Source organism: Methyloceanibacter sp. (genome assembly GCF_049590335.1).
Classification (GTDB): domain Bacteria; phylum Pseudomonadota; class Alphaproteobacteria; order Rhizobiales; family Methyloligellaceae; genus Methyloceanibacter.
The window spans coordinates 1-19,008 of record NZ_JBAWCQ010000030.1 but is presented as its reverse complement, the minus strand read 5'-3'; the positions used below and the strand labels follow the sequence as shown (position 1 = coordinate 19,008).

The 19,008-nt window shown below is 61.3% G+C and carries 18 protein-coding genes and 1 pseudogene; 13 read left to right on the top strand and 6 right to left on the bottom strand.

Features of this window, described 5'->3' with window-relative positions; translation table 11 throughout:
* The 9 genes from WBQ77_RS02225 to WBQ77_RS02185 all read left to right on the top strand — a co-directional run.
* Positions 1-196, top strand: a 196-nt coding sequence (locus tag WBQ77_RS02225) for a hypothetical protein (protein ID WP_424058732.1), incomplete at its 5' end; no start/stop codon positions are given.
* Between the two features lie 223 nt (positions 197-419).
* Complete coding sequence (gene ftsH, locus WBQ77_RS02220) at positions 420-2,354, top strand: ATP-dependent zinc metalloprotease FtsH (RefSeq protein ID WP_424043150.1); 1,935 nt, start codon at positions 420-422, stop codon at positions 2,352-2,354.
* A gap of 92 nt (positions 2,355-2,446) precedes the next feature.
* On the top strand, positions 2,447-3,514 hold the full coding sequence (folP, locus tag WBQ77_RS02215; RefSeq protein ID WP_424058730.1) for a dihydropteroate synthase: 1,068 nt from the start codon (positions 2,447-2,449) through the stop codon (positions 3,512-3,514).
* Positions 3,515-3,721: 207 nt separating this feature from the next.
* Entirely contained in the window at positions 3,722-5,071 is a 1,350-nt protein-coding gene (glmM, locus tag WBQ77_RS02210; RefSeq protein ID WP_424058728.1) for a phosphoglucosamine mutase, read from the top strand.
* A gap of 204 nt (positions 5,072-5,275) precedes the next feature.
* Positions 5,276-5,485, top strand: a complete 210-nt coding sequence (locus tag WBQ77_RS02205; RefSeq protein ID WP_424058726.1) for a hypothetical protein — start codon at positions 5,276-5,278, stop codon at positions 5,483-5,485.
* A complete protein-coding gene (locus WBQ77_RS02200; protein WP_424058724.1) occupies positions 5,448-6,128 on the top strand; it encodes an outer membrane protein in 681 nt (226 codons plus the stop codon). The genes WBQ77_RS02205 and WBQ77_RS02200 overlap by 38 nt, the downstream gene beginning before the upstream one ends.
* A 181-nt stretch (positions 6,129-6,309) precedes the next feature.
* Positions 6,310-7,506 (top strand): phosphoserine transaminase, encoded by a 1,197-nt coding sequence (locus WBQ77_RS02195; RefSeq protein ID WP_424058722.1) that lies wholly within the window; start codon positions 6,310-6,312, stop codon positions 7,504-7,506.
* A 107-nt stretch (positions 7,507-7,613) separates the two neighbouring features.
* Positions 7,614-8,912 carry an adenylosuccinate synthase gene (locus WBQ77_RS02190; protein ID WP_424043138.1) on the top strand — a complete coding sequence of 433 codons (1,299 nt, stop codon included), beginning with the start codon at positions 7,614-7,616 and terminating at the stop codon, positions 8,910-8,912.
* A gap of 8 nt (positions 8,913-8,920) precedes the next feature.
* Positions 8,921-9,694 carry an SDR family NAD(P)-dependent oxidoreductase gene (locus WBQ77_RS02185; protein ID WP_424043136.1) on the top strand — a complete coding sequence of 258 codons (774 nt, stop codon included), beginning with the start codon at positions 8,921-8,923 and terminating at the stop codon, positions 9,692-9,694.
* A 3-nt stretch (positions 9,695-9,697) separates the two neighbouring features.
* Here WBQ77_RS02185 and WBQ77_RS02180 read toward each other — a convergent pair.
* Positions 9,698-10,582: pseudogene (locus tag WBQ77_RS02180) on the bottom strand (aldo/keto reductase); the annotation flags it as partial.
* Positions 10,583-10,731: 149 nt separating this feature from the next.
* Positions 10,732-12,093, bottom strand: coding sequence for an FAD-binding protein (locus tag WBQ77_RS02175; protein ID WP_424043134.1), 1,362 nt, complete (start codon positions 12,091-12,093; stop codon positions 10,732-10,734).
* 251 nt (positions 12,094-12,344) lie between these two features.
* Here WBQ77_RS02175 and WBQ77_RS02170 point away from each other — a divergent pair, with 251 nt between their 5' ends.
* The gene (locus WBQ77_RS02170; RefSeq protein WP_424043132.1) at positions 12,345-13,721 is read left to right on the top strand and encodes a flavin-containing monooxygenase; all 1,377 of its coding nucleotides are present in this window, start codon (positions 12,345-12,347) and stop codon (positions 13,719-13,721) included.
* Positions 13,722-13,831: 110 nt separating this feature from the next.
* Here WBQ77_RS02170 and WBQ77_RS02165 read toward each other — a convergent pair whose 3' ends face one another.
* Both WBQ77_RS02165 and WBQ77_RS02160 read right to left on the bottom strand, forming a co-directional pair.
* Complete coding sequence (locus WBQ77_RS02165) at positions 13,832-14,203, bottom strand: phasin family protein (RefSeq protein ID WP_424042606.1); 372 nt, start codon at positions 14,201-14,203, stop codon at positions 13,832-13,834.
* A gap of 149 nt (positions 14,204-14,352) precedes the next feature.
* On the bottom strand, positions 14,353-14,709 hold the full coding sequence (locus tag WBQ77_RS02160; protein WP_424042607.1) for a winged helix-turn-helix transcriptional regulator: 357 nt from the start codon (positions 14,707-14,709) through the stop codon (positions 14,353-14,355).
* Between the two features lie 137 nt (positions 14,710-14,846).
* Here WBQ77_RS02160 and WBQ77_RS02155 point away from each other — a divergent pair, with 137 nt between their 5' ends.
* Positions 14,847-15,284: a GFA family protein gene (locus WBQ77_RS02155; RefSeq protein WP_424042608.1), complete on the top strand. Its 438-nt coding sequence runs from the start codon at positions 14,847-14,849 to the stop codon at positions 15,282-15,284.
* An 81-nt stretch (positions 15,285-15,365) separates the two neighbouring features.
* Positions 15,366-16,997 carry a chloride channel protein gene (locus WBQ77_RS02150; protein WP_424058720.1) on the top strand — a complete coding sequence of 544 codons (1,632 nt, stop codon included), beginning with the start codon at positions 15,366-15,368 and terminating at the stop codon, positions 16,995-16,997.
* An 18-nt stretch (positions 16,998-17,015) separates the two neighbouring features.
* Here the strand turns inward: WBQ77_RS02150 and WBQ77_RS02145 are convergent, their stop codons facing one another.
* Positions 17,016-17,198, bottom strand: a complete 183-nt coding sequence (locus WBQ77_RS02145; protein WP_424042610.1) for a hypothetical protein — start codon at positions 17,196-17,198, stop codon at positions 17,016-17,018.
* 9 nt (positions 17,199-17,207) lie between these two features.
* A complete protein-coding gene (locus WBQ77_RS02140) occupies positions 17,208-18,011 on the bottom strand; it encodes an SDR family NAD(P)-dependent oxidoreductase (protein WP_424058718.1) in 804 nt (267 codons plus the stop codon).
* Between the two features lie 188 nt (positions 18,012-18,199).
* Here WBQ77_RS02140 and WBQ77_RS02135 point away from each other — a divergent pair, with 188 nt between their 5' ends.
* Entirely contained in the window at positions 18,200-18,568 is a 369-nt protein-coding gene (locus tag WBQ77_RS02135; protein ID WP_424042612.1) for a hypothetical protein, read from the top strand.
* The last annotated feature ends 440 nt before the right edge of the window (positions 18,569-19,008 follow it).

Here is a 19,008-nt window from a genome sequence, read left to right as displayed (position 1 = left end):
CACGTTCACGCAAGACGAGGGCTGCACCCTTGCTGTACCCCGCTTGGCGGCGTGTGCACTGCCGGTGTGCCGGCGCGGCAACGGGCGGCTGGTGCTGCCCGACTTAGGTCACGGCGGGGACCTGTTTGACCCGCCATTGTCACGCCACGAAGGCAGTCTTGATTGCCGGGCGACGTTTCTTTGGGGGGCGGGCTAGGCTCCAGACCATGTTTCTGGCAGCTTGCCGGTAGGATTTGTCATTTTTTGCCGGGATTCAGCCTAGACGTGTTCAGAAGGCGTCCACGACTTGACGTTAGCTTTACTTGGAAAATGAATTGCCCGTTCTTATGTTAATAGGGCTTATCTAAGCTATATCGTGTGGGTATTTTGGGCACGTCCATGCCCCGCATGCCGCGAAGATCAATCCATCAGGTCAGTGCATGAATTCGAACTTTCGTAACTTCATCGTCTGGGTGTTTATCGGCCTTCTGCTGCTCGCCCTCTTCAATCTCTTCCAAAGCGATAACGTCCAGGTTCGAGGCAACGAAATCAGCTTCTCGCAGCTTCTATCCGAAGTCGAAAGCGGTCGCGTTCAAGATGTGACGATCGCCGGAAACAAGATCACTGGACATTTCGCCGACGGCCGCAACTTCCAGACCTATGCACCGAACGACCCGGGCCTCGTCCAGACGCTGCACGAAAAGGGCGTGACGATCACGGCCAAGCCGTCCGAGGAGGACGTTCCCTCATTGTTCGGTGTGCTGATCTCCTGGTTCCCCATGCTGCTGCTGATCGCAGTGTGGATCTTCTTCATGCGCCAGATGCAGTCGGGCGGCGGCCGGGCGATGGGCTTCGGGAAGTCCAAGGCCAAGCTGTTAACCGAGCGCCATGGCCGCGTCACCTTCGACGACGTCGCCGGTGTCAACGAGGCTAAGGAAGACCTGCAGGAGATCGTGGAGTTCTTGCGCGACCCGCAGAAGTTCCAAAAGCTCGGCGGCCGTATCCCGCATGGGGCGCTGCTGGTTGGCCCTCCCGGCACCGGTAAGACGCTCCTGGCGCGCGCCATCGCGGGCGAGGCCAATGTGCCCTTCTTCACCATCTCGGGTTCGGACTTCGTAGAAATGTTCGTCGGCGTGGGCGCCAGCCGTGTCCGCGATATGTTCGATCAAGCAAAGAAGAACGCCCCTTGTATCATCTTCATCGACGAGATCGATGCTGTGGGCCGTCACCGCGGCGCCGGTCTCGGCGGCGGTAATGACGAGCGCGAGCAGACGCTGAACCAGCTTCTGGTCGAGATGGACGGCTTCGAGGCGAACGAGAGTATTATCCTGGTTGCCGCGACCAACCGGCCCGACGTGCTCGATCCCGCGCTTCTGCGCCCTGGCCGTTTCGACCGCCAGGTCGTGGTGCCGCGTCCCGACATGATCGGCCGCGAGAAAATCCTCAAGGTCCATGTGCGCAAGGTGCCGCTGGCGCCGGATGTGGACCTACGAGTCACCGCGCGCGGAACGCCGGGCTTCTCGGGCGCCGATCTTGCGAACCTCGTCAACGAGGCAGCTCTGCTGGCGGCACGCCGGTCCAAGCGGCTCGTCACGCAGAACGAATTCGAGGATGCCAAGGACAAGGTCATGATGGGCGCAGAACGCCGCTCCATGGCCATGACCGAGGAAGAGAAGACGCTGACGGCCTATCACGAGGGCGGTCACGCACTCGTGGCAATTCATCAGCCTGCGTCCGATCCGGTCCACAAGGCGACGATCATCCCGCGTGGCCGTGCGCTGGGCATGGTGATGCGTCTGCCGGAGCGCGACATACTCTCGCACACGCGTGCCAAACTCAAGGCGGATGTTGCGGTGGCGATGGGCGGCCGCGTCGCCGAAGAAGTGGTGTTTGGCTACGACAAGGTCACGTCGGGCGCTTCCTCCGACATCAAGATGGCGACCCAGCTCGCTCGGGCCATGGTCACTCAGTTCGGCATGTCCGATAAGCTCGGGCCTTTGGCCTATGGCGACAACGAAGAGGAAGTCTTCCTCGGACATTCCATTGCCCGTCAGCAGCAGTTGTCCGACGAGACCCAGTCCATGGTCGATGAGGAAATTCATCGCATAGTGGACGAAGGCTTCGAGACCGCGCGAAAGGTCATTTCCGAGAATCTCGATGATCTGCATACGGTTGCACGCGGGCTCTTGGAGTACGAGACGCTCTCCGGCAAGGAGATCAAGGATCTGTTGAAGGGCAAACCGCCGGTGCGCGACTTCCCCGCCGAAGATTCAGATCAGGATGGCCCTAAATCGGCCGTCCCGGCCGCTGGCCGGGGCAAGAAGCCTCCGGCATCGGATACCGGTACGGGGGGCATGGAGCCTCAGCCTACCTAGGATGTTTCGATAGTCTGCTTTTGCGCATGCACGGCCTTTCGCTGGGCATGTGGCCGCGTGGAAAGGCCCAGCCAATGTGCTAAGGCTCAGCCATGTCTAACGGAAAAATCTATCTTCGCCCCCTGGGGTTTCTCTATGGGCCCCAGGCTTATGCGGCCATCGAAGACAGGCTTGCGCTTCCGCTCGCCGGCGGGCCGATCGCCTTTACGGGCGTCGAGCTGATCGAAGGGAGGGCCGGAAATTCGAAGGCCTATATCTTTTCCGCCACGGCGCTGAGCGAGGCAGGCGACCCGGATTTACAGGCAAGGCTCGACCTTGTGACGCGCTTGCGCCCGCCTTTTGCTGGGCTGGACCTGTCGCGGCCCGCCCTTATGGGCATCGTGAACGTGACGCCGGACTCCTTCTCCGATGGTGGGCTCTATGACGAGACCGAAGGCGCGGTGGCGCATGCGGCGGCGCTGGCCAAGGATGGTGCCGCCATTATCGATATAGGCGGCGAGTCCACACGGCCCGGCGCCGAGACGGTCGCGGAAGACGATGAACTCTCTCGCGTCATACCCGTGCTTGAGGGGCTCAAGGGAACACGTGCGGTCATCTCCATCGATACGCGTAAGGCCGATGTCGCGCGCGCGGCCGCCAACGCCGGCGCTAAGATCTTCAACGACGTCTCGGCCTTCACCTACGATCCGGGCTCGCTGCAGGCGGCCGTGGATACTGGGCTCGACGTGGTCCTGATGCATGCCCAAGGCGAGCCAAAGACTATGCAGGACAATCCCAGCTACGAAGACGTGGTGCTGGAGGTGTTCGATTACCTCGATGAACGTATCCGGGCCTGTGCCGCCGCCGGTCTGCCAATGTCACGCATTGCCGCCGACCCTGGGCTTGGGTTCGGCAAGACGCTCGAGCACAATCTTGCGCTTTTTGCCAATGTCAGCCTGTTTCACGGACTTGGCGTTCCGCTCCTGATCGGCGCCTCCCGCAAACAGTTCATTCGCGGCTTCGGACAGGCCGCGGATCCGAAGTCCCGTGAACCGGGAAGCCATGCCGCTGCGATCGCCTCGGCCTCACAAGGGGCGCAACTCTTCCGGGTGCACGATGTGGCGGGGACCTGCCAAGCGCTCGGCGTCTGGCGCGCGGCTATGTTCGGCGCTGAAAACTAAGGAAAAATGGGCTTTCCGGTGCGGGCAGAAGTGTAACTTTCGCTTACATTTTTTGAATCCATTTTCGCCGCCCGCAGGCGCATAGTCCGCTTTCTCGTCCACAGTGTCGCGAAGGAGATTCCCGCGAAGGGCGAAAGAGGGTTTTCAGAATATCGGCTGGGCCGCATCATGCGACTTCCTGGCGGCAGTGACGGGGGAATGACCGGGATGGCCCGAAAGTTCTTTGGCACGGACGGAATCCGTGGCAGCGCCAACTCGCATCCGATGACCTCGGAAGTGGCGCTTAAGGTTGGCATGGCGGCCGGCAAGCGTTTCACCAAAGGGTCCTATCGTCATCGCGTGGTGATCGGCAAGGACACGCGGCTCTCGGGCTATATGATCGAGTCCGCGCTCGTGTCCGGCTTCACGGCGGTCGGGATGGACGTGTTCCAGCTCGGCCCGATGCCGACGCCCGCTGTGGCCATGTTGACGCGATCGCTGCGCGCGGATCTCGGCGTGATGATCTCGGCGTCCCATAATCCCGATGTCGACAACGGCATCAAGCTTTTCGGGCCGGACGGCTACAAGCTCTCCGACGATGAAGAGGGCGAGATCGAAGCCCTGATCGAGGGTGATTCCAAGACCCAGCTCGCACCTGCCGAACGGATCGGCCGCGCGACCCGGATCCAGAGCGCCCGGGAGCGCTATATCGAATTTGCCAAGCGGACGCTGCCGCGCAATCTGCGTTTCGACGGGATCCGTGCGGTGATCGACTGCGCGAACGGCGCCGCCTATAAGGTCGCGCCCGAAGCGCTTTGGGAGCTTGGAACCGAGGTCATCAAAATCGGCGTTGATCCCAATGGTCTCAACATCAACAAGGATTGCGGGTCGACATCGCCGCAGAACCTGATCCGCAAGGTTCAGGAAGTTCGGGCCGATATCGGGATTGCACTGGATGGCGATGCGGATCGTGTCGTGATCGTCGACGAGAAGGGCTGCATCATCGACGGCGACCAGCTAATGGCGGTCATTGGCGAGTTCTGGCTGCGGCGCGGACGGCTGGCCGGTGGCGGTATCGTCGCCACGGTGATGTCCAATCTCGGACTTGAGCGCTATATGGAAGACCTCGGGCTTGGCATGGCGCGGACGCCGGTGGGCGACCGTTATGTGACCGAACACATGCGCCAGCATGGCTACAACGTGGGCGGCGAGCAGTCCGGCCATATCGTGCTCTCGGACTTCTCGACCACGGGCGATGGGCTCGTCACCGCGCTGCAGATCCTGGCCGTGGTGGTTCAGAGCGGCCGGCCAGTGAGCGAAGTCTGCAACCGTTTCGAGCCGCTTCCCCAGATCCTGGAGAACGTGCGCTACAAGAACAGCCAGCCGCTCGATAATCTCGTCGTGCAGCGCGCGATCAACGACGGCAAGTCCAGGCTCGGCAATGGCGGGCGCCTGGTTATTCGTCCTTCGGGCACCGAGCCGGTGATTCGTGTGATGGCTGAAGGCGACGATGAGGGCCTGGTTCAGACCGTCGTTTCGGATATCGTCGACGCTCTTTCGGACGCTGCCGCCGCATAGGCGGGTCGGCTCGGCACCTTAGAAATTCCCGAGCAATCTGTGGCTTTCACAGCGCCTTGCGTTGCGCACGTTATAGCTGTTCTTGTATGAGCCGCCCATTAGGGTCCAGCAACCAAACTCTCCGATTGTCCCCAAACCAGACAGCCAACGCGAATCGGCCTGGAACGTCAGGTTCGCAAGGGCTGCAGTCATAAGGGGAATCAGATGGAACAGACACGTTCAACACTTCTCGCCACCGGCTTGGCCATGGCGCCGCTGACGGTTGCCCATGCGGTCGATCTCGGCCTTCCGCCTCCGCCGCCGATCGTTGCGGCCCCTTACGTTAGTTGCACCGGCCCGATCTATTTGAAGGGCTTCATCGGAGCCGCCAATCCCGTTGTGGGGGGGCATCAGTTCCGAGCTGTTTCAGTTTAACGGTTCCTCGGTTGTCCATGAAGACATCAAGAGCTCGCCGCCCTTCGGCGTTGGTTTTCGCTACCAGTTCAACAACCGGCTGCGCTTCGACATGACGGGTGAATTTCGCGGCAAGTCGCTGTTCATCGCGCAGGATAAATATCCGGGTGGCAACGGTACTTTCAACCGCGCCAGCAGCGACCCCCAGGGGCAGTTCCTGCCGCGTACCAATGAATACACCGCCGACATCGAAAGCTGGGTCGGCCTATGGAATGCTTATGCCGATCTCGGTACGTATTTCGGCTTCGCGCCCTATGTCGGCACCGGTATCGGTGTAGCCTCAATTTCCGTGCTCGGCCTGAAGGACGTGAACGTCCCAAATGGCGGTGTTGCCCACGGCGCCGATAACACCGAGACGAACTTTGCTTGGGCCGCCTATGGTGGTGTCGCCTATGACGTGAAAGAGTCCGTGACACTCGACCTGTCGTACCGCTACACCGATCTTGGCGAAGCGAAGAGCGGCACCGTGACGGCTTTCGATGGAACCAGCTCCTATGCGGGGTTGGACCTCGGCAGAGTGACCTCGCATGACCTCATGCTCGGTATGCGCTGGAAACTGGGCTATGCGCCGGTCCCCGCCCCAATGCCGGTCGCATTCAAATAACCCCATCGTCCATCAGACTGACAGCCAAGCCGCCCGTCGTTCGCGACGGGCGGTTTTCTTTTGGGCCGGGGCTTGCGGCGGCCGCGCAATCGACAGGCGCGCTTGACGGGTGGAACGGCCGCGCGCTAGTGCATCGCTTGTATCACAGCCCTTTGTATGCGCCCTGCGGGCTTTGGTGGTTATGAAGCTACTGGAGCTGTCCGTGACATCGTCGAACAAGCCCACACGCCGTCCCGAGAACCCGCGCTTCTCGTCGGGCCCCTGCACCAAGCACAAGGGCTGGACCGTCGAGGTGCTCAAGGGCGCCTTGCTGGGGCGCAATCACCGGCAGGCAGACACGAAGGGACGGATTGCCCAGGCCCTCGCGCGGACCCGTGCGCTGCTCGAATTGCCGGAGGATTATCGGATCGCGCTGGTGCCGGCGTCCGACATGGGCGCGGTCGAAATGGCACTGTGGAACCTGCTCGGCCTGCGCGGCGTCGACGTCCTGGCCTGGGACGCTTTCAGCGCAGACTGGGTCACGGACATTGTCGACGAGCTCAAGCTCGCCGATGTGCGCGTCCTCAAGGCCCCGTTCGGGGAGTTGCCCGATCTTGCCCAAGTAGATTTCACGCGCGACGTCGTGTTTGCCTGGAATGGCACCACGTCCGGCGTACGGGTGCCGGATGCGGACTGGATTCCGGATACCCGCGAGGGCCTGACGATTTGCGATGGGACGTCGGCCGTATTCGCGCAGGACATGGACTGGCGGAAACTCGATGCCACCACCTATTCCTGGCAGAAGGTGCTGGGGGGCGAAGCGCAGCACGGCATGTTGATCCTGTCACCCCGCGCAGTCGAGCGGCTGGAAACCTACAAGCCGCCATGGCCGCTGCCGAAGCTGTTCCGCCTGTCTAAGGAGGGCAAGCTGATGGACGCCGTCTTCGAGGGCGCGACGATCAACACCCCGTCCTTATTGTGTATCGAGGATTATCTGGCGGCCCTTTCGTTCGTAGAGAGCATTGGTGGCCTAAAGGGCGCGATCGCGCGTGCCGACGCCAACGCTGGCGTCATCGCCAACTGGGTCGCGGAAACGCCCTGGGTCGACTTTCTGGCGCGTGGCCCTACAACGCGCTCCAATACGTCCGTGTGCCTCAAAGTGACCGACCCGCTAGTGACGGCGTTGCCTGCGGACGCGCACGCGGCTTTCACCAAACGCATGGCCAGGCGGCTGGAGGCGGAAGGCGTCGCCTTCGATATCGCCGCTTACCGGGCCGCGCCGCCCGGCCTGCGCATCTGGACCGGGGCCACGGTCGAGCGCTCGGATGTCGAAGCTCTGATGCCCTGGCTCAACTGGGCCTTCCAGCGTGAGAAAGAGGCTTTGGCCGGGACAGATTGAGAGGCGTTCCAGGCTCGCATCGCGACGCCCCACACGCTATAACGAAACACGGCCCTGCTCTCGCGGGGCCGTTTCTGTGTTCTATCCAGGATTTAGGGGATTTTATCGTGGCCAATGTCGTGGTCGTCGGCTCCCAATGGGGTGACGAGGGCAAGGGCAAGATAGTGGACTGGCTGTCCGAGCGCGCCGACGTGGTGGTGCGTTTTCAAGGTGGACACAATGCCGGCCATACGCTGGTGGTCGATGGACAGACCTACAAGCTCTCGCTTTTGCCGTCTGGCGTGGTGCGCCAAAACAAGCTCTCCGTCATTGGCAACGGGGTCGTCGTCGACCCATGGGCCTTGGTGGATGAGATCACGCGTATCGAAGAACTCGGGGTCTCGATCACACGGGACAATCTTCGCATCGCCGAGAACGCCACGCTGATTCTGCCGTTGCATCGTGAGTTGGACGCCTTGCGGGAGGCTGCAGCGGGCGCAGGGAAGATCGGCACCACGAAACGCGGAATCGGTCCGGCCTACGAGGACAAGGTTGGACGGCGGGCGATCCGGGTTATGGACTTGGCAGATCTGTCTGCTTTGAAGCCGAAGATCGATCGTATCCTCGCCCATCACAATCCGCTGCGGCGGGGTCTCGGCGAGCCGGAAATATCGGCCGACGAACTCTGCAATCAGGTTACGCAAGTGGCGGACAAGATTCTTCCTTATATGGATTCGGTGTGGTCGCTGCTCGACCGAGCCAAGCGCGACCGCAAGCGTATTCTGTTCGAGGGCGCACAAGGCGCATTGCTCGATATCGATCACGGTACCTATCCGTTCGTCACGTCCTCGAATACGGTGGCGGCGCAGGCGGCCACGGGCACCGGCATTGGGCCGAAGGCTATCAGCTACGTGCTGGGCATCACCAAAGCTTATACGACGCGCGTGGGCGAGGGCCCGTTTCCGACGGAGCTTCACGACGAGACGGGCAGGCTGATCGGCGAGCGCGGGGCCGAGTTCGGCACCGTGACGGGCCGGGCGCGCCGCTGTGGCTGGTTCGATGCCTGCCTCGTACGACAGACCTGCAAAGTCGCCGGCATCGACGGGATCGCGCTCACCAAGCTCGATGTCCTGGACGATATCTCGGGCGGCAAGCTCAAGATCTGTGTCGGCTATAAGCTCGATGGCGCGGAACTCGATTACCTGCCCGCCGCTCAAGGCGCGCAGGCGCGGGTCGAGCCCATCTACGAAAAGATGGACGGCTGGGCCGAGTCGACCCGTGGCGCCCGGTCCTGGGCGGACCTGCCCGCGCAGTGCATCAAATATGTTCGTCGGCTCGAGGAACTGACCGGAGTGCCCGTGGCGCTGCTCTCCACGAGCCCCGAGCGCGACGATACGATCCTCGTGCGCGATCCTTTTGTGGGGTAAGGGACGAGATGGCCGACAAGACCTATCCTTGGAAGATTGCCTGGATCACGGGCGCATCGGGGGCGATTTGCGGCGAGGTTGCACGACGCCTGGCCGATGCGGGCGTGCAGGTTGCCGCGACCGCGCGGCATAGCGAGAGGCTCGATGCGCTGGCCGCCTCCAGTCCCAATATCAAGTCCTTTCCGGCAGACGTTCAGGATATCGACGGGCTCAAGGCTTGCGCGGCACAAGTTACGGCCGAGCTCGGCCCCATTGATCTCGCGCTGCTAGGAGCGGGCATTTATGTGCCCTTCGATATCCGCAACATCGATGCGGGCGGTTTCGGGGAGACCATGGCGCTCAACGTGGACGGCGTTCTGAACGGCGTCGGCGCCGTTCTGCCTGCGATGCTGGAACGTGGCGAGGGGCATCTGGCCATCATGGGTTCGCTGTTCGGCTATGCGGGCTGGCCGGGCAATGGCGGCTATGGGGCCAGCAAGGCGGCGGTGATCAACCTGGCGGAGAGTCTAAAACTCGAATTGTGGGGAACGGGGGTCGACCTCACCCTGATCAATCCGGGCTTTGTCGATACGCCGCTGAATGCCTCGTACGATCCGGAGAAGAAGCTATTCGTGATTTCGAAAGAGCGCTGCGCGCGGAAGATTCTCGCAAAGCTTCCGAAGCGGCCCTACGAAATCGCCTTTCCGCCGCAGGTCGAAATATTTCTCAAGACCGTGCGCAATCTGCCGCGCGCCGTGTCATTCCCGCTTGTGCGCTGGTTCATCAAAGCGACGGGTGCGTAAGTCTTACGCCGGCTTGGTCTGTGGCGGCGCCATGAACTCCGGCCCCACCGGGTCCGTGATCGTCTCCTGAAGAATGCCGTCAACCTCGCCCATCGTGAGGTCGTCGATATGCCAGCCCATGATGTCGTCGATCGGCTTGAGCTGATCGGGGTGCCTTGCCTCCCAGAGCGCGATCGTGTTCCCCCGATCCAGAACCCAGCCTTCGGCGAAGGCGAGAAGCGACTTGCCGAACTTTTCCCTGGCAAGGGCCTCCAGCTTTGCGGCGGCGGCAAGATATTGTCCGCGGCAATCCGGCTGAAATTTTGGATCGTCCTTACACAGATCATCGCCCTTGAACGTCGTGCTGGTAGTGATCTTGCCGGTCAGCAGCCCCCGGCACAAAGAGCCGTAGCAGAGTGCCGCCAGGTGGTGGACCTTCGCGTAGGGGAGAATCTCGGTCTCGGCCGCGCGTTCGAAGAGATTGTAGGGCGGCTGGAGCGCAGCAAGTGTCGCGCCTTTAGTGAAGCGTTCGATCTGGGGAACGGTGCAATTGCTCGACCCGGTGGCGCGGATTCTTCCCTATTGGCGAAACGCTTCGAGCGTCGCGGTCGTGACTTCGAACTCCACAGACTCGTCGGGCTAATGGATTTGATAGCGGTCGATCACGTCGAGCCGGAGCAGCCGCAACGAGCCCTCCAATTGCTGCCGCAGGCTCGCTGGCGATGAGTCTCGGCCGAGTTTGCCACCGGCCCAGACCATGCCGGCCTTGGTGGCGATCAGAACCTGGTCGCGCCGCTCGGCCAGCGCTTTGCCCACTATTTCTGCGGAATGCCCGAATCCATAGGCGGGTGCCGTATCGATGATGTTTATCCCGGCGTCGAGCGCGTGGTGGTTCGTAGCGATGGCGTCGGACTCGTTCGTGCCGAACTACTTCCAGCCGCTAATGGCCCAGGTGCCGAGCGCGATTCGCAATGCGGTACACGGCAGGCGCTCAATACGCGTGTGCTTGATTGCGCCAGTCTAGCACAGGCGCGCCGGGCTGACCGTCCGTGCTCCGCCTATGACAGCAGATTGCGGAAGTGCTGATCGAGGAAGCGCTCTTTCGGATCTCGCTCCGCGCGTGCGGCGGCGAATTTCTGGAGACGTGTGCCAAAGGAACGGCGCGCCATCTCGCGGGTGACGAAGGGTGTCTGATTGAAGAGCGGCGTGCCGCCGTGCTCGCTGCAGAAATCGTTATAGGCGTGGAGGAATTCTTCCCACTCCCGTCCGCCTGTCGAGGCTGGATCGATGCTCATGCCCGGCCCCTCCCACGTGTAGGAGAATAGAGCCTCGCAGTCGCGGCTAATGACATACCCCACCGAGGGAAGGTTGCAGCGAAAGCCGGTGCCTTTTTCATAGGCGATGCAGAATTCGCAATACTGCTCGAGGATGTCGAAGAAATCGGTCTCGCGGAACGACCACATGCTGAACAGGTAGAAGACCTTGGGCTGCCGCGGATAGGTGATGATCTGCGCGTGGGGCCAACTGTGATTGTAGCGCATTAGCTGCACCATTAGCTGCCGCTGTACGTAGAAGAAGGCATCGTGAGCGGCGGCGCGCCATTTCTTGTTCTTGATGTTCGTGTCGATCCAGGTCGCGACCGCGGGTGCGTAGTGCTTCCAAAACTTGTTGCGATACTGCCAGCGCAGCCGCGATGTGGGCTTTCGGTCCGGATGCTGCTTGCGCAGTTCCACCACAACCCGTTTCGCGTACGGGTAGATGTAGTACATGATCGCGTGGCCGCGCGCCTTGTACACCGGCAGAAACTTGCGGAATTCGTCGAGGCTGAGCTCGTAGTGCCGTACCTCGAGGCCTTGGGTGGGGCGTACTTTGAGCGTGACCTCGAAGATGAGGCCGAAAAGGCCGTAGCTCGTCCGGAACAGCTGCATTTCCTGCGCGTTGTCAGCTTCCGTGATCTCCCGGATTTCACCCTCCGGGGTGACATAGCGGATCGCGACGATATAGGAGCTGACCTGCCCATATTCGCCGGGGAACGAGCTGTCCTTGGTGGCTGCGCAGGCGAATGCGGCGAGGGTCGTGTTTCCGATTTCCGTGGTTATGTAAGGCTGGAGCCCGCGAGCCTTCAGTGCCTTGGCGAGGTCGCCATGGGTGACGCCCGCCTCCACGGTGACGGTGTCGTCCGTGAAGTGCAGCATGCGGTTCATGGCCGTCATGTCGACCATGGTGCCGCCCTCGTCGTCGCCATTCATGCGCGCGGTGGAATGCATCGAGCCGGCGGGGCGCACGGGCGAGGGAAAGCGCACGGGATCAGTAACGACCTCGATGAGATCCTCGACGCTTTCGGGCCTGACCTTCACGCGCGGGCGGTAGGTCCAGGTGCCGTCCCAGTTCTTGATGGTGACGTCCTGTTGACTGTCCATGAAATTTCCTCAACTCGGCGCTGGGGTGTTGCGGCTGTTGACCATACGGGTAACTTCCATCGAATTCAGGCACAAGCGAAATGCCGCCTATCCACTACAGAGCTTTCTCGGGCAGGCTGCGACTTGAGCCAAATCAATGAGGTGCCGCCAAATTCCTTTGGGTTGATGGGGGGGCTTTGGAGTGCTTTGGTCTGCCGTAATTTAGGGCTAATCTTGGGTGCTTATGTCGCACTCAAGGTCTGAGAGGTGACGTGAGGCGATACTGCATTATTGGCGCTGGCGCTTGCGGGTTGCCCGTGGTGAAGCGGTTCGCGGAGAGCGGGATTGCCTTCGACTGCTTCGAGGCGGAGGGCGACGTTGGGGGAATTTGGAACCTCGACAGTCCTCACGTGGTGTACGGCTCGACCTATCTGAATTCGTCTCGAAAGCTCACGCGCTATCTCGACTTCGATTTTTCGGACGACTTTCCGGTCTATGCGAGCGCCGCGCAGGCGCAAGATTATTTGCGTGCCTATGCGGAAGAGTTTGGCCTCTACGAGCACATCACGTTCAATACCAGCGTCGACAAGATTGAACGGACAGGCGAGGGGTGGCTGGTCACGCTGCAAGGCGACTCCGAGCCCCGGCCCTATGATGGCGTGGTCATGGCTAGCGGCCATCACTGGCATCCGTTCGTGCCGGAGTATCCGGGGACGTTCGAGGGCGAGGTGCTGCACTCCCACGACGTGAAGTCAAAGGACCAGCTCAAGGGCAAGCGTGTCCTCGTGGTGGGCGCCGGCAATTCAGCCGTGGACATTCTCGACGATGCGGCGCACGACGGAAAGGCGGCGATCCATTCGATGCGCCGTACCTATTACTTCTTCCCCAAGATGCTGTTCGGCAAGCCGACCGATACGGTCATCGACCGGTTGAGCCGGGCGCCGCTGCCGCGCAGGTTCATGTATGGGCTCTACAAGATCGGCATGTTGGTCTTGATTGGCTCCCACAAGCGCTACGGCCTGCCGAAGCCGGACCACGATCTCTTCGAGGCTCACCCCACCGCGTCCAATACCTACCTGGACCATATCGTCCATGGCCGCGTCGCGGCCAAGCCGGGCGTGGAACGGATGGACGGCAGCCGTGTCTACTTCACGGACGATACGTCGGAGGAAGTCGATCTGCTCATTTGGGCCACAGGGTTCCGCGTCCATTTCCCCTTCATGGACGACTCCTATGTGCTCGACGAGCGGGGCTGGTCGAAGCTGTTCATCCATACTTTCCATCGCGAATGGGACGACTTTTTCGCGGCCGGTTTGTTCGATCCGGCGGAAGGTGGAGTTTGGCAGATCGCGGACTATCAGGCCCGTCTGATCGCGGCTTTCATCACGGCCCAGGAGCAGGATCCGGAGCGAGCAGACTGGTTCCGCGCGCTAAAGCGTGACGCAACGCCCGATATCGGCCACGGCATCAAGCGCCAGAACACGCCGTGGCATCGGTTCGAGATTCATCACCTTCGCTTCCGCCGCTACATGAAGCGCCTGCTCAAGAAGTTCGGCGCCAGCGCGCGGCCCGCCGGCGACTTGCGCACGATGGGCGAGAGTCCGCAAGATTCGAAGTCAGAGGGCGAGACGCTCAAACTTGCGTCCTAGCGTGCCATGCGCGCACCGGGGCCGATAAAGCCGACGCCCAAAAAAACGCAAAAAAGGCCCGGAGAACGAGCCTCCGAGCCTTTTCTGCTGATTGCGACTGAAAAAGCCGACTAAGACGCGGTCACTTTGGCAGCGGTTTTCTCCACTGCCTTTTCAACCGGCTTATACGCATCGCGAGCGACAGAGGCATACATCTCGCCAATCTTCGTCATCTCAGCCATCCAATTCTCGTAGGCCGACTTGGCGAACGTGGACTGTATCTCAATGGCATGTTCGAGCGACTTGGCGCCGACGAGCTTCTCGAAGGTTGAGGTGGCATCGGCGAAAGCCTGCTTCGAGAAATCGGAAAAGCTGGTGCCGATCTCCTGGAAGCCCTTGTTCATCTGACCGTAGGACTTGAGCATGGCTTCGTAGTTGTCCTTGCCCATTTTCTGGAAGTCTTTGGTCGCGTTATCGAACGTGGATTTGTCGAATTCGATCATTTCGGAAGTCCTTTCTGAAGGGGGTCGCTGCTAAGGCACGACTGTTATGTATTGCACTGCACAATAGATGTCAAGCGTATGGTGCAGCGCACCATACTAAGGTCGCACGCCCTCCAGCCCGCGCCCTCCACCGATGGGCTTTTATCCGTTCACGGTGTCTTGCGGTTCAGGAATTCAGGTGGCGTCGTCCACGAGTCTGGGACGAAGCGATTGGCCCATCGGCTCATGGCTTGGAGGACAGGCAGCAGTGCTTCGCCCTTCTCGGAAAGCCTGTATTCGTAACGTTTTGGGCGGTCCTGGTAGAGCGATTTCGCCACTAGCCCCTCGCGCTCCATCAGCGCTAAGCGGTCGCTCAGAACGTTCGTTGCGATCCGCTCGGGCGAGTCCAAGAACTGAGAGAAACGCCGCTTACCCAAGTGGAGGTCGCGGAGAATAACCAGCGTCCAGCGGTCTCCCACGATGTCGAGAGTCATGGCGATGGGACAGCCTGATCGAGAATCGCTCATGAATTCACTATGTCACTTTTAACTTGCAAGTTGCAAGTGATCATTTATCTTAGCGGAGGCTCCAGGGTAAGGGGCCGTCAGCATCTCAGCGGACGTGAGGAGGGTAGGATGGCAGACGACAAGACGACAAGACGACGATGGACGAGGGCGGCGGTTTCGCCGGAGGCTGCCTGTGTGGCGTGGTTCGTTACGTGAGCGCGATGGCGCCAGCGATCGTCGGCCAGTGTCACTGCGACGATTGTCGCAAAACGAGCGGTACCGACCACAGCACGCTTCTTGCGGTACCGGAGGAAGCCCTCAAGCTCACTGGCACATTGAAATACTTCGACAATCCGACCGATAGAGGCAATGTCGTTTCCCGCGGCTTTTGCCCAGAATGCGGCGCTTCGATCGTTTCGCGAAATTCGAATATGCCCGGCATGGTGTTCGTGAAGGCATCCAGCCTCGACGATCTTGAAATCGCCAAGCCGCAGATGATCGTCTATGCGAGTCGCGCGCCGTCTTGGCGTTATCTCGATCCGGACCTGCTGACGTTCGCCGAGATGCCGCCTCAGATGCCGAAGGAGATGGCCTGAAGGGCACCCGCGGCCGGGGATCCGGTGAACGGCGCACCACAAGCACTTGAGTGGGAAGGCTTGCAACCTTAAACCCATTAGATGGCTTTGAGACGCGCGCAGCTTCTGGATACGGCCCGACGCTGGACGATCCCTAATCTCAAGCACTTCCAGGAGACACGGCAGCCCACCGTTTGGCTCCTGGCGCCTTTGGTTGGATTGGTCACGGGCGTCGCGGCCATTCTGTTCCGCCTCGCCATCGGCGTCTTTCAATGGCCTTGGCTTCAGACCATGTCGGAGCATGTGGCGGTGGCGGCGCGGCTTCAGCCCTGGTGGGTGGTCATGCTGTCGCCTGCCGTGGGTGGACTGCTGGTTGGACTATTGCTGCGCTACGCCCTGACCGCCAAGCGGACCGTGGCGGTGCCCGATGTCATGGAAGCCCGCGTCAATGGCGGGCGTGGACTGGATCTTGGCCAGGGGTTGATCAGCGCCTTGACCAGTGCGTTGTCGCTGGGATGCGGCGGCAGTGCCGGCCGGGAGGGACCGATCGTTCATCTCGGCGCCAGCATCGCGACCGTCTTCTCCCACAATTTGAACCTTCCCAATGCCGCACGGCGGACGCTTCTGGCTTCGGGTGCGGCGGGCGCGGTCGCCGCCTCGTTCAATGCGCCGATCGCAGGCGTCCTGTTTGCGCAGGAGGTCATACTCGGACACTTCTCGATCCGAACCTTCGTGCCGTTGGTGCTCTCGTCTGTGGTGGCCACAATCTTGTCGCAGGCCTGGTTCGGAGATGTCGCAGCCTTCATCGTGCCGAGTTACAGCATCGCCTCCTATCTTGAGGTTCCGGCGTTCATCTTGCTCGGGATCACCGCCGCGCTGGTGGCGGTGATCTTTCAGCTGACCATCCTGAGCACCGATTGGGCGGCACGCAATGTCAACATGCCGCTCGTGGTGCGGCCCGTGGTTGGCGGCTTGCTGGTGGGCATCATGGCCATCTGGTACCCCGAAGTGCTGGGGGTGGGATACGACACCACGGACGCCGCCCTTAAGGATCAGCTAGCCATCGGCCTGATGCTGCTGCTGATCGTGCTCAAGACCGTGGCGACGGCAATCACGCTCAGCTCGCGCTTTGGCGGCGGGGTATTTTCTCCGGCGCTTTATCTCGGGGCCATGACAGGGGGTGCCTTTGGTCTCATTGCCGCAAACGTCTTCCCTGAAGTCGGGTCCAGCGAAGGGCTCTATGCCATTCTTGGCATGGGGGCGGTCGCTGCCGCCGTGCTCGGCGCGCCGATTTCGACGACGGTCATGGTGTTCGAGCTGACCGGCGGTTTTGAATTGAGCCTTGCGCTTCTTCTCACCGTCGCGGTCGCAAACGGCATCAATCAGGCTGTTCTCGGCCGGTCCCTCTTCCAGGCCCAGTTGGAATCGCGCGGCATAGTTCTGCACGAAGGGCCGCATCGCACGATCATGAAGGATCTGCGCGTGTCGGACATTATGCGTCCACTGGCCGAGGGCGAGCCGGACGCGCTGCCTGAACACGATCGTGAGCGGGCGATCCCGGCCGACGAGAGCCTGGAAACGGCACTCAGGGCCTTCGACACGCTGGGTGCGGAGGCGCTGCCCGTGGTCGACCCGTACCACCGAGGCCGCATTATTGGTTGGATCTCCCAGACCTATGCGCTGCGCGCCTTCAACAAGGAACTCATCGCGACCAGCGTTGAAGAGCACCGCTAGCGGCGACGGGCCTACGCGCTACTCGGAGGTGAGGCTCGCCGGCGCAGCGGATAGTTCGGGCGCCGGCTTCATCCCGTCGATCGGCGGAATGAATGTCGGCGGCTTGCCGTTGGCGCATGACCGCTCGGGTTTCATCGTGACCATGCTAATACTGATCGGAGCGTCGGGCTTGGCGTTCTTGATCTTAAAGCGGCTCGGCATGCTCCAACGCTAGGAGCCGGTCTTCCGTGCCTTTTTCGTGGCGCGGCGGATTTGGCTGGCGACTGTTTTTGGGAACAGCGCATTCATGATGAACAGGGCCCGGTAGAATTCGGGCTTTACGACAAAACGTTTCTTTCGTTCGATGCCGTCGAAAATGGCCTCCGCCGCCTGATCCGCCGTGAGGAGGGGCAGGAGCCGCGGATCGGACTTGGGGATGTTTTCACGGCTGCCAGGATTGTTCTGGAAATAGGGTGTGTCCACGTTCCCCAAGACCACGACGGTGACGAAAACCCCTGTCGGCTTTAGTTCGCTTTGCAGGCCCTCGGCAAAGCCGGCCAGAGCCCGGCGCGCTGCGATATAAGCACTCGCATTGGGCCAGGCGAGATAGGCGGCGGGTGACGTCACGAAAGCCACACCGCCGGAGCCTCTGTTAATCATGGCCGGCGCGAAGTCTCGCGTCAGATTGAAGGCCGCGAGATAGGGGACACCGATCATGTCGACTGCTTCTTCGGGACTGGTCTCCACAAGAGGGCGCCAGCGGCCAACGCCCGCGCTGTTGATGAGAAGGTCAGGGGTGCCTATCTCGTCCGCGATGCGCGCCGCGGCGTCCAGCGTCTCCTCCGCGTTCTGCAGGTCGACGGCGAAGGGCGTGGCGGTGCCGCCGGCGTCCCGGACGTCATGCGCGGCGCGATCCAGCCGCTCCGGGTTGCGGGCCAACAACAGAACATGCGCGCCATCGCGCCCGAAGCGTTTGGAGACGGCGGCGCCGATGCCGCTGGAGGCACCTGTCACGAGGACTAATTTTGCGGTCATGCGGACCTCCTGTCCGATCTGATGTGAAACCTTCCCATGGCCTATGGGCGTCCCCCGAAATTGCGCATAGACTGTGGCATACGGGTAACAGGCGCTGGAGAACGCAATTGTCGTGGCCAAAAGCCGCTGGTCACGGCAGGTGGTGGCTCGTAAAACTCTCCAATCCTACACGTCCTAAGGAGGCTTCGATGGGGTCGTTTTGGCGCGCCTTGGCACTGGCATTCGTGGCCGCTGGTTTTTGCCTGGCTGATAGCACGACGGCGCAAGCCGGCTGCGTTGGCTTGTCTGGGACAGCGGATGGGGTCAATAAACAGACAGGTGTTGCCCGCTCTCAGAATGCCCTGAAAGAGGCGATTGCCGAATACAAGGCATCCAAGCGCCTTGGCCGCGTGACCATCTCGCCGATGCGGGCGAAGCCTCAGCCTTATTGGCGCGGGTCCGTTTCTCCAAACCTCTACCAGAAGCCGGATGTTGTCACCTCGACCTCGCATACGATCTGCTGGCGTGGTGTGGTTTCGCCGCATGTCTGCACATCCGGCGCCAAGATCTGCTGGTAGGTCTCCCCGCCGGTCGATCGCTCTGCGCCTAGATATCTACGGGCCTATTGATTGAGGCGCCCGAGCGCTGTTTGGCGCTCGCGCTGTTTCGTCGAGTCGTCGCTAAGTCCTTTAACACAAGCGTTTCGGGTCTCGCGCGCCACCACGACGCCGGTAGTTTTCGACCGCGACATGAAGAACACCAGCGGCAAAATCACTCAAGAACAAATTCCTACAAACCAGAATATGTCATTGGAGGCGAGCATCGAGGCTGGCCGCGCAAGCTGGCAAAGCACGCCATGCCCATACTCAAAGAGGGCGGCGCGAATGAGCCGGCGACTCTCCTCTTTCGAACCGGGAGTTGTCGGCGTAAGGTAGGGCCGTACCGAGGGGAGCCTCATAACGGGGCTGAGAGTCCGCAACTCCGTGGAGACCCTTAGAACCTGATCCGGCTTGTACCG

Bases quoted from the DNA above. Each gene is read 5' to 3' on its own strand.
- WBQ77_RS02160 (WP_424042607.1), bottom strand. From the start codon at position 14,709: ATGAGCGATTCTCGATCAGGCTGTCCCATCGCCATGACTCTCGACATC.
- WBQ77_RS02165 (WP_424042606.1), bottom strand. From the start codon at position 14,203: ATGATCGAATTCGACAAATCCACGTTCGATAACGCGACCAAAGACTTC.
- folP (WP_424058730.1), top strand. From the start codon at position 2,447: ATGTCTAACGGAAAAATCTATCTTCGCCCCCTGGGGTTTCTCTATGGG.
- ftsH (WP_424043150.1), top strand. From the start codon at position 420: ATGAATTCGAACTTTCGTAACTTCATCGTCTGGGTGTTTATCGGCCTT.
- WBQ77_RS02185 (WP_424043136.1), top strand. From the start codon at position 8,921: ATGGCCGACAAGACCTATCCTTGGAAGATTGCCTGGATCACGGGCGCA.
- WBQ77_RS02135 (WP_424042612.1), top strand. From the start codon at position 18,200: ATGGGGTCGTTTTGGCGCGCCTTGGCACTGGCATTCGTGGCCGCTGGT.
- WBQ77_RS02175 (WP_424043134.1), bottom strand. From the start codon at position 12,093: ATGGACAGTCAACAGGACGTCACCATCAAGAACTGGGACGGCACCTGG.
- glmM (WP_424058728.1), top strand. From the start codon at position 3,722: ATGGCCCGAAAGTTCTTTGGCACGGACGGAATCCGTGGCAGCGCCAAC.
- WBQ77_RS02195 (WP_424058722.1), top strand. From the start codon at position 6,310: ATGAAGCTACTGGAGCTGTCCGTGACATCGTCGAACAAGCCCACACGC.
- WBQ77_RS02155 (WP_424042608.1), top strand. From the start codon at position 14,847: ATGGACGAGGGCGGCGGTTTCGCCGGAGGCTGCCTGTGTGGCGTGGTT.
- WBQ77_RS02145 (WP_424042610.1), bottom strand. From the start codon at position 17,198: ATGCCGAGCCGCTTTAAGATCAAGAACGCCAAGCCCGACGCTCCGATC.
- WBQ77_RS02140 (WP_424058718.1), bottom strand. From the start codon at position 18,011: ATGACCGCAAAATTAGTCCTCGTGACAGGTGCCTCCAGCGGCATCGGC.
- WBQ77_RS02150 (WP_424058720.1), top strand. From the start codon at position 15,366: ATGGCTTTGAGACGCGCGCAGCTTCTGGATACGGCCCGACGCTGGACG.
- WBQ77_RS02205 (WP_424058726.1), top strand. From the start codon at position 5,276: ATGGAACAGACACGTTCAACACTTCTCGCCACCGGCTTGGCCATGGCG.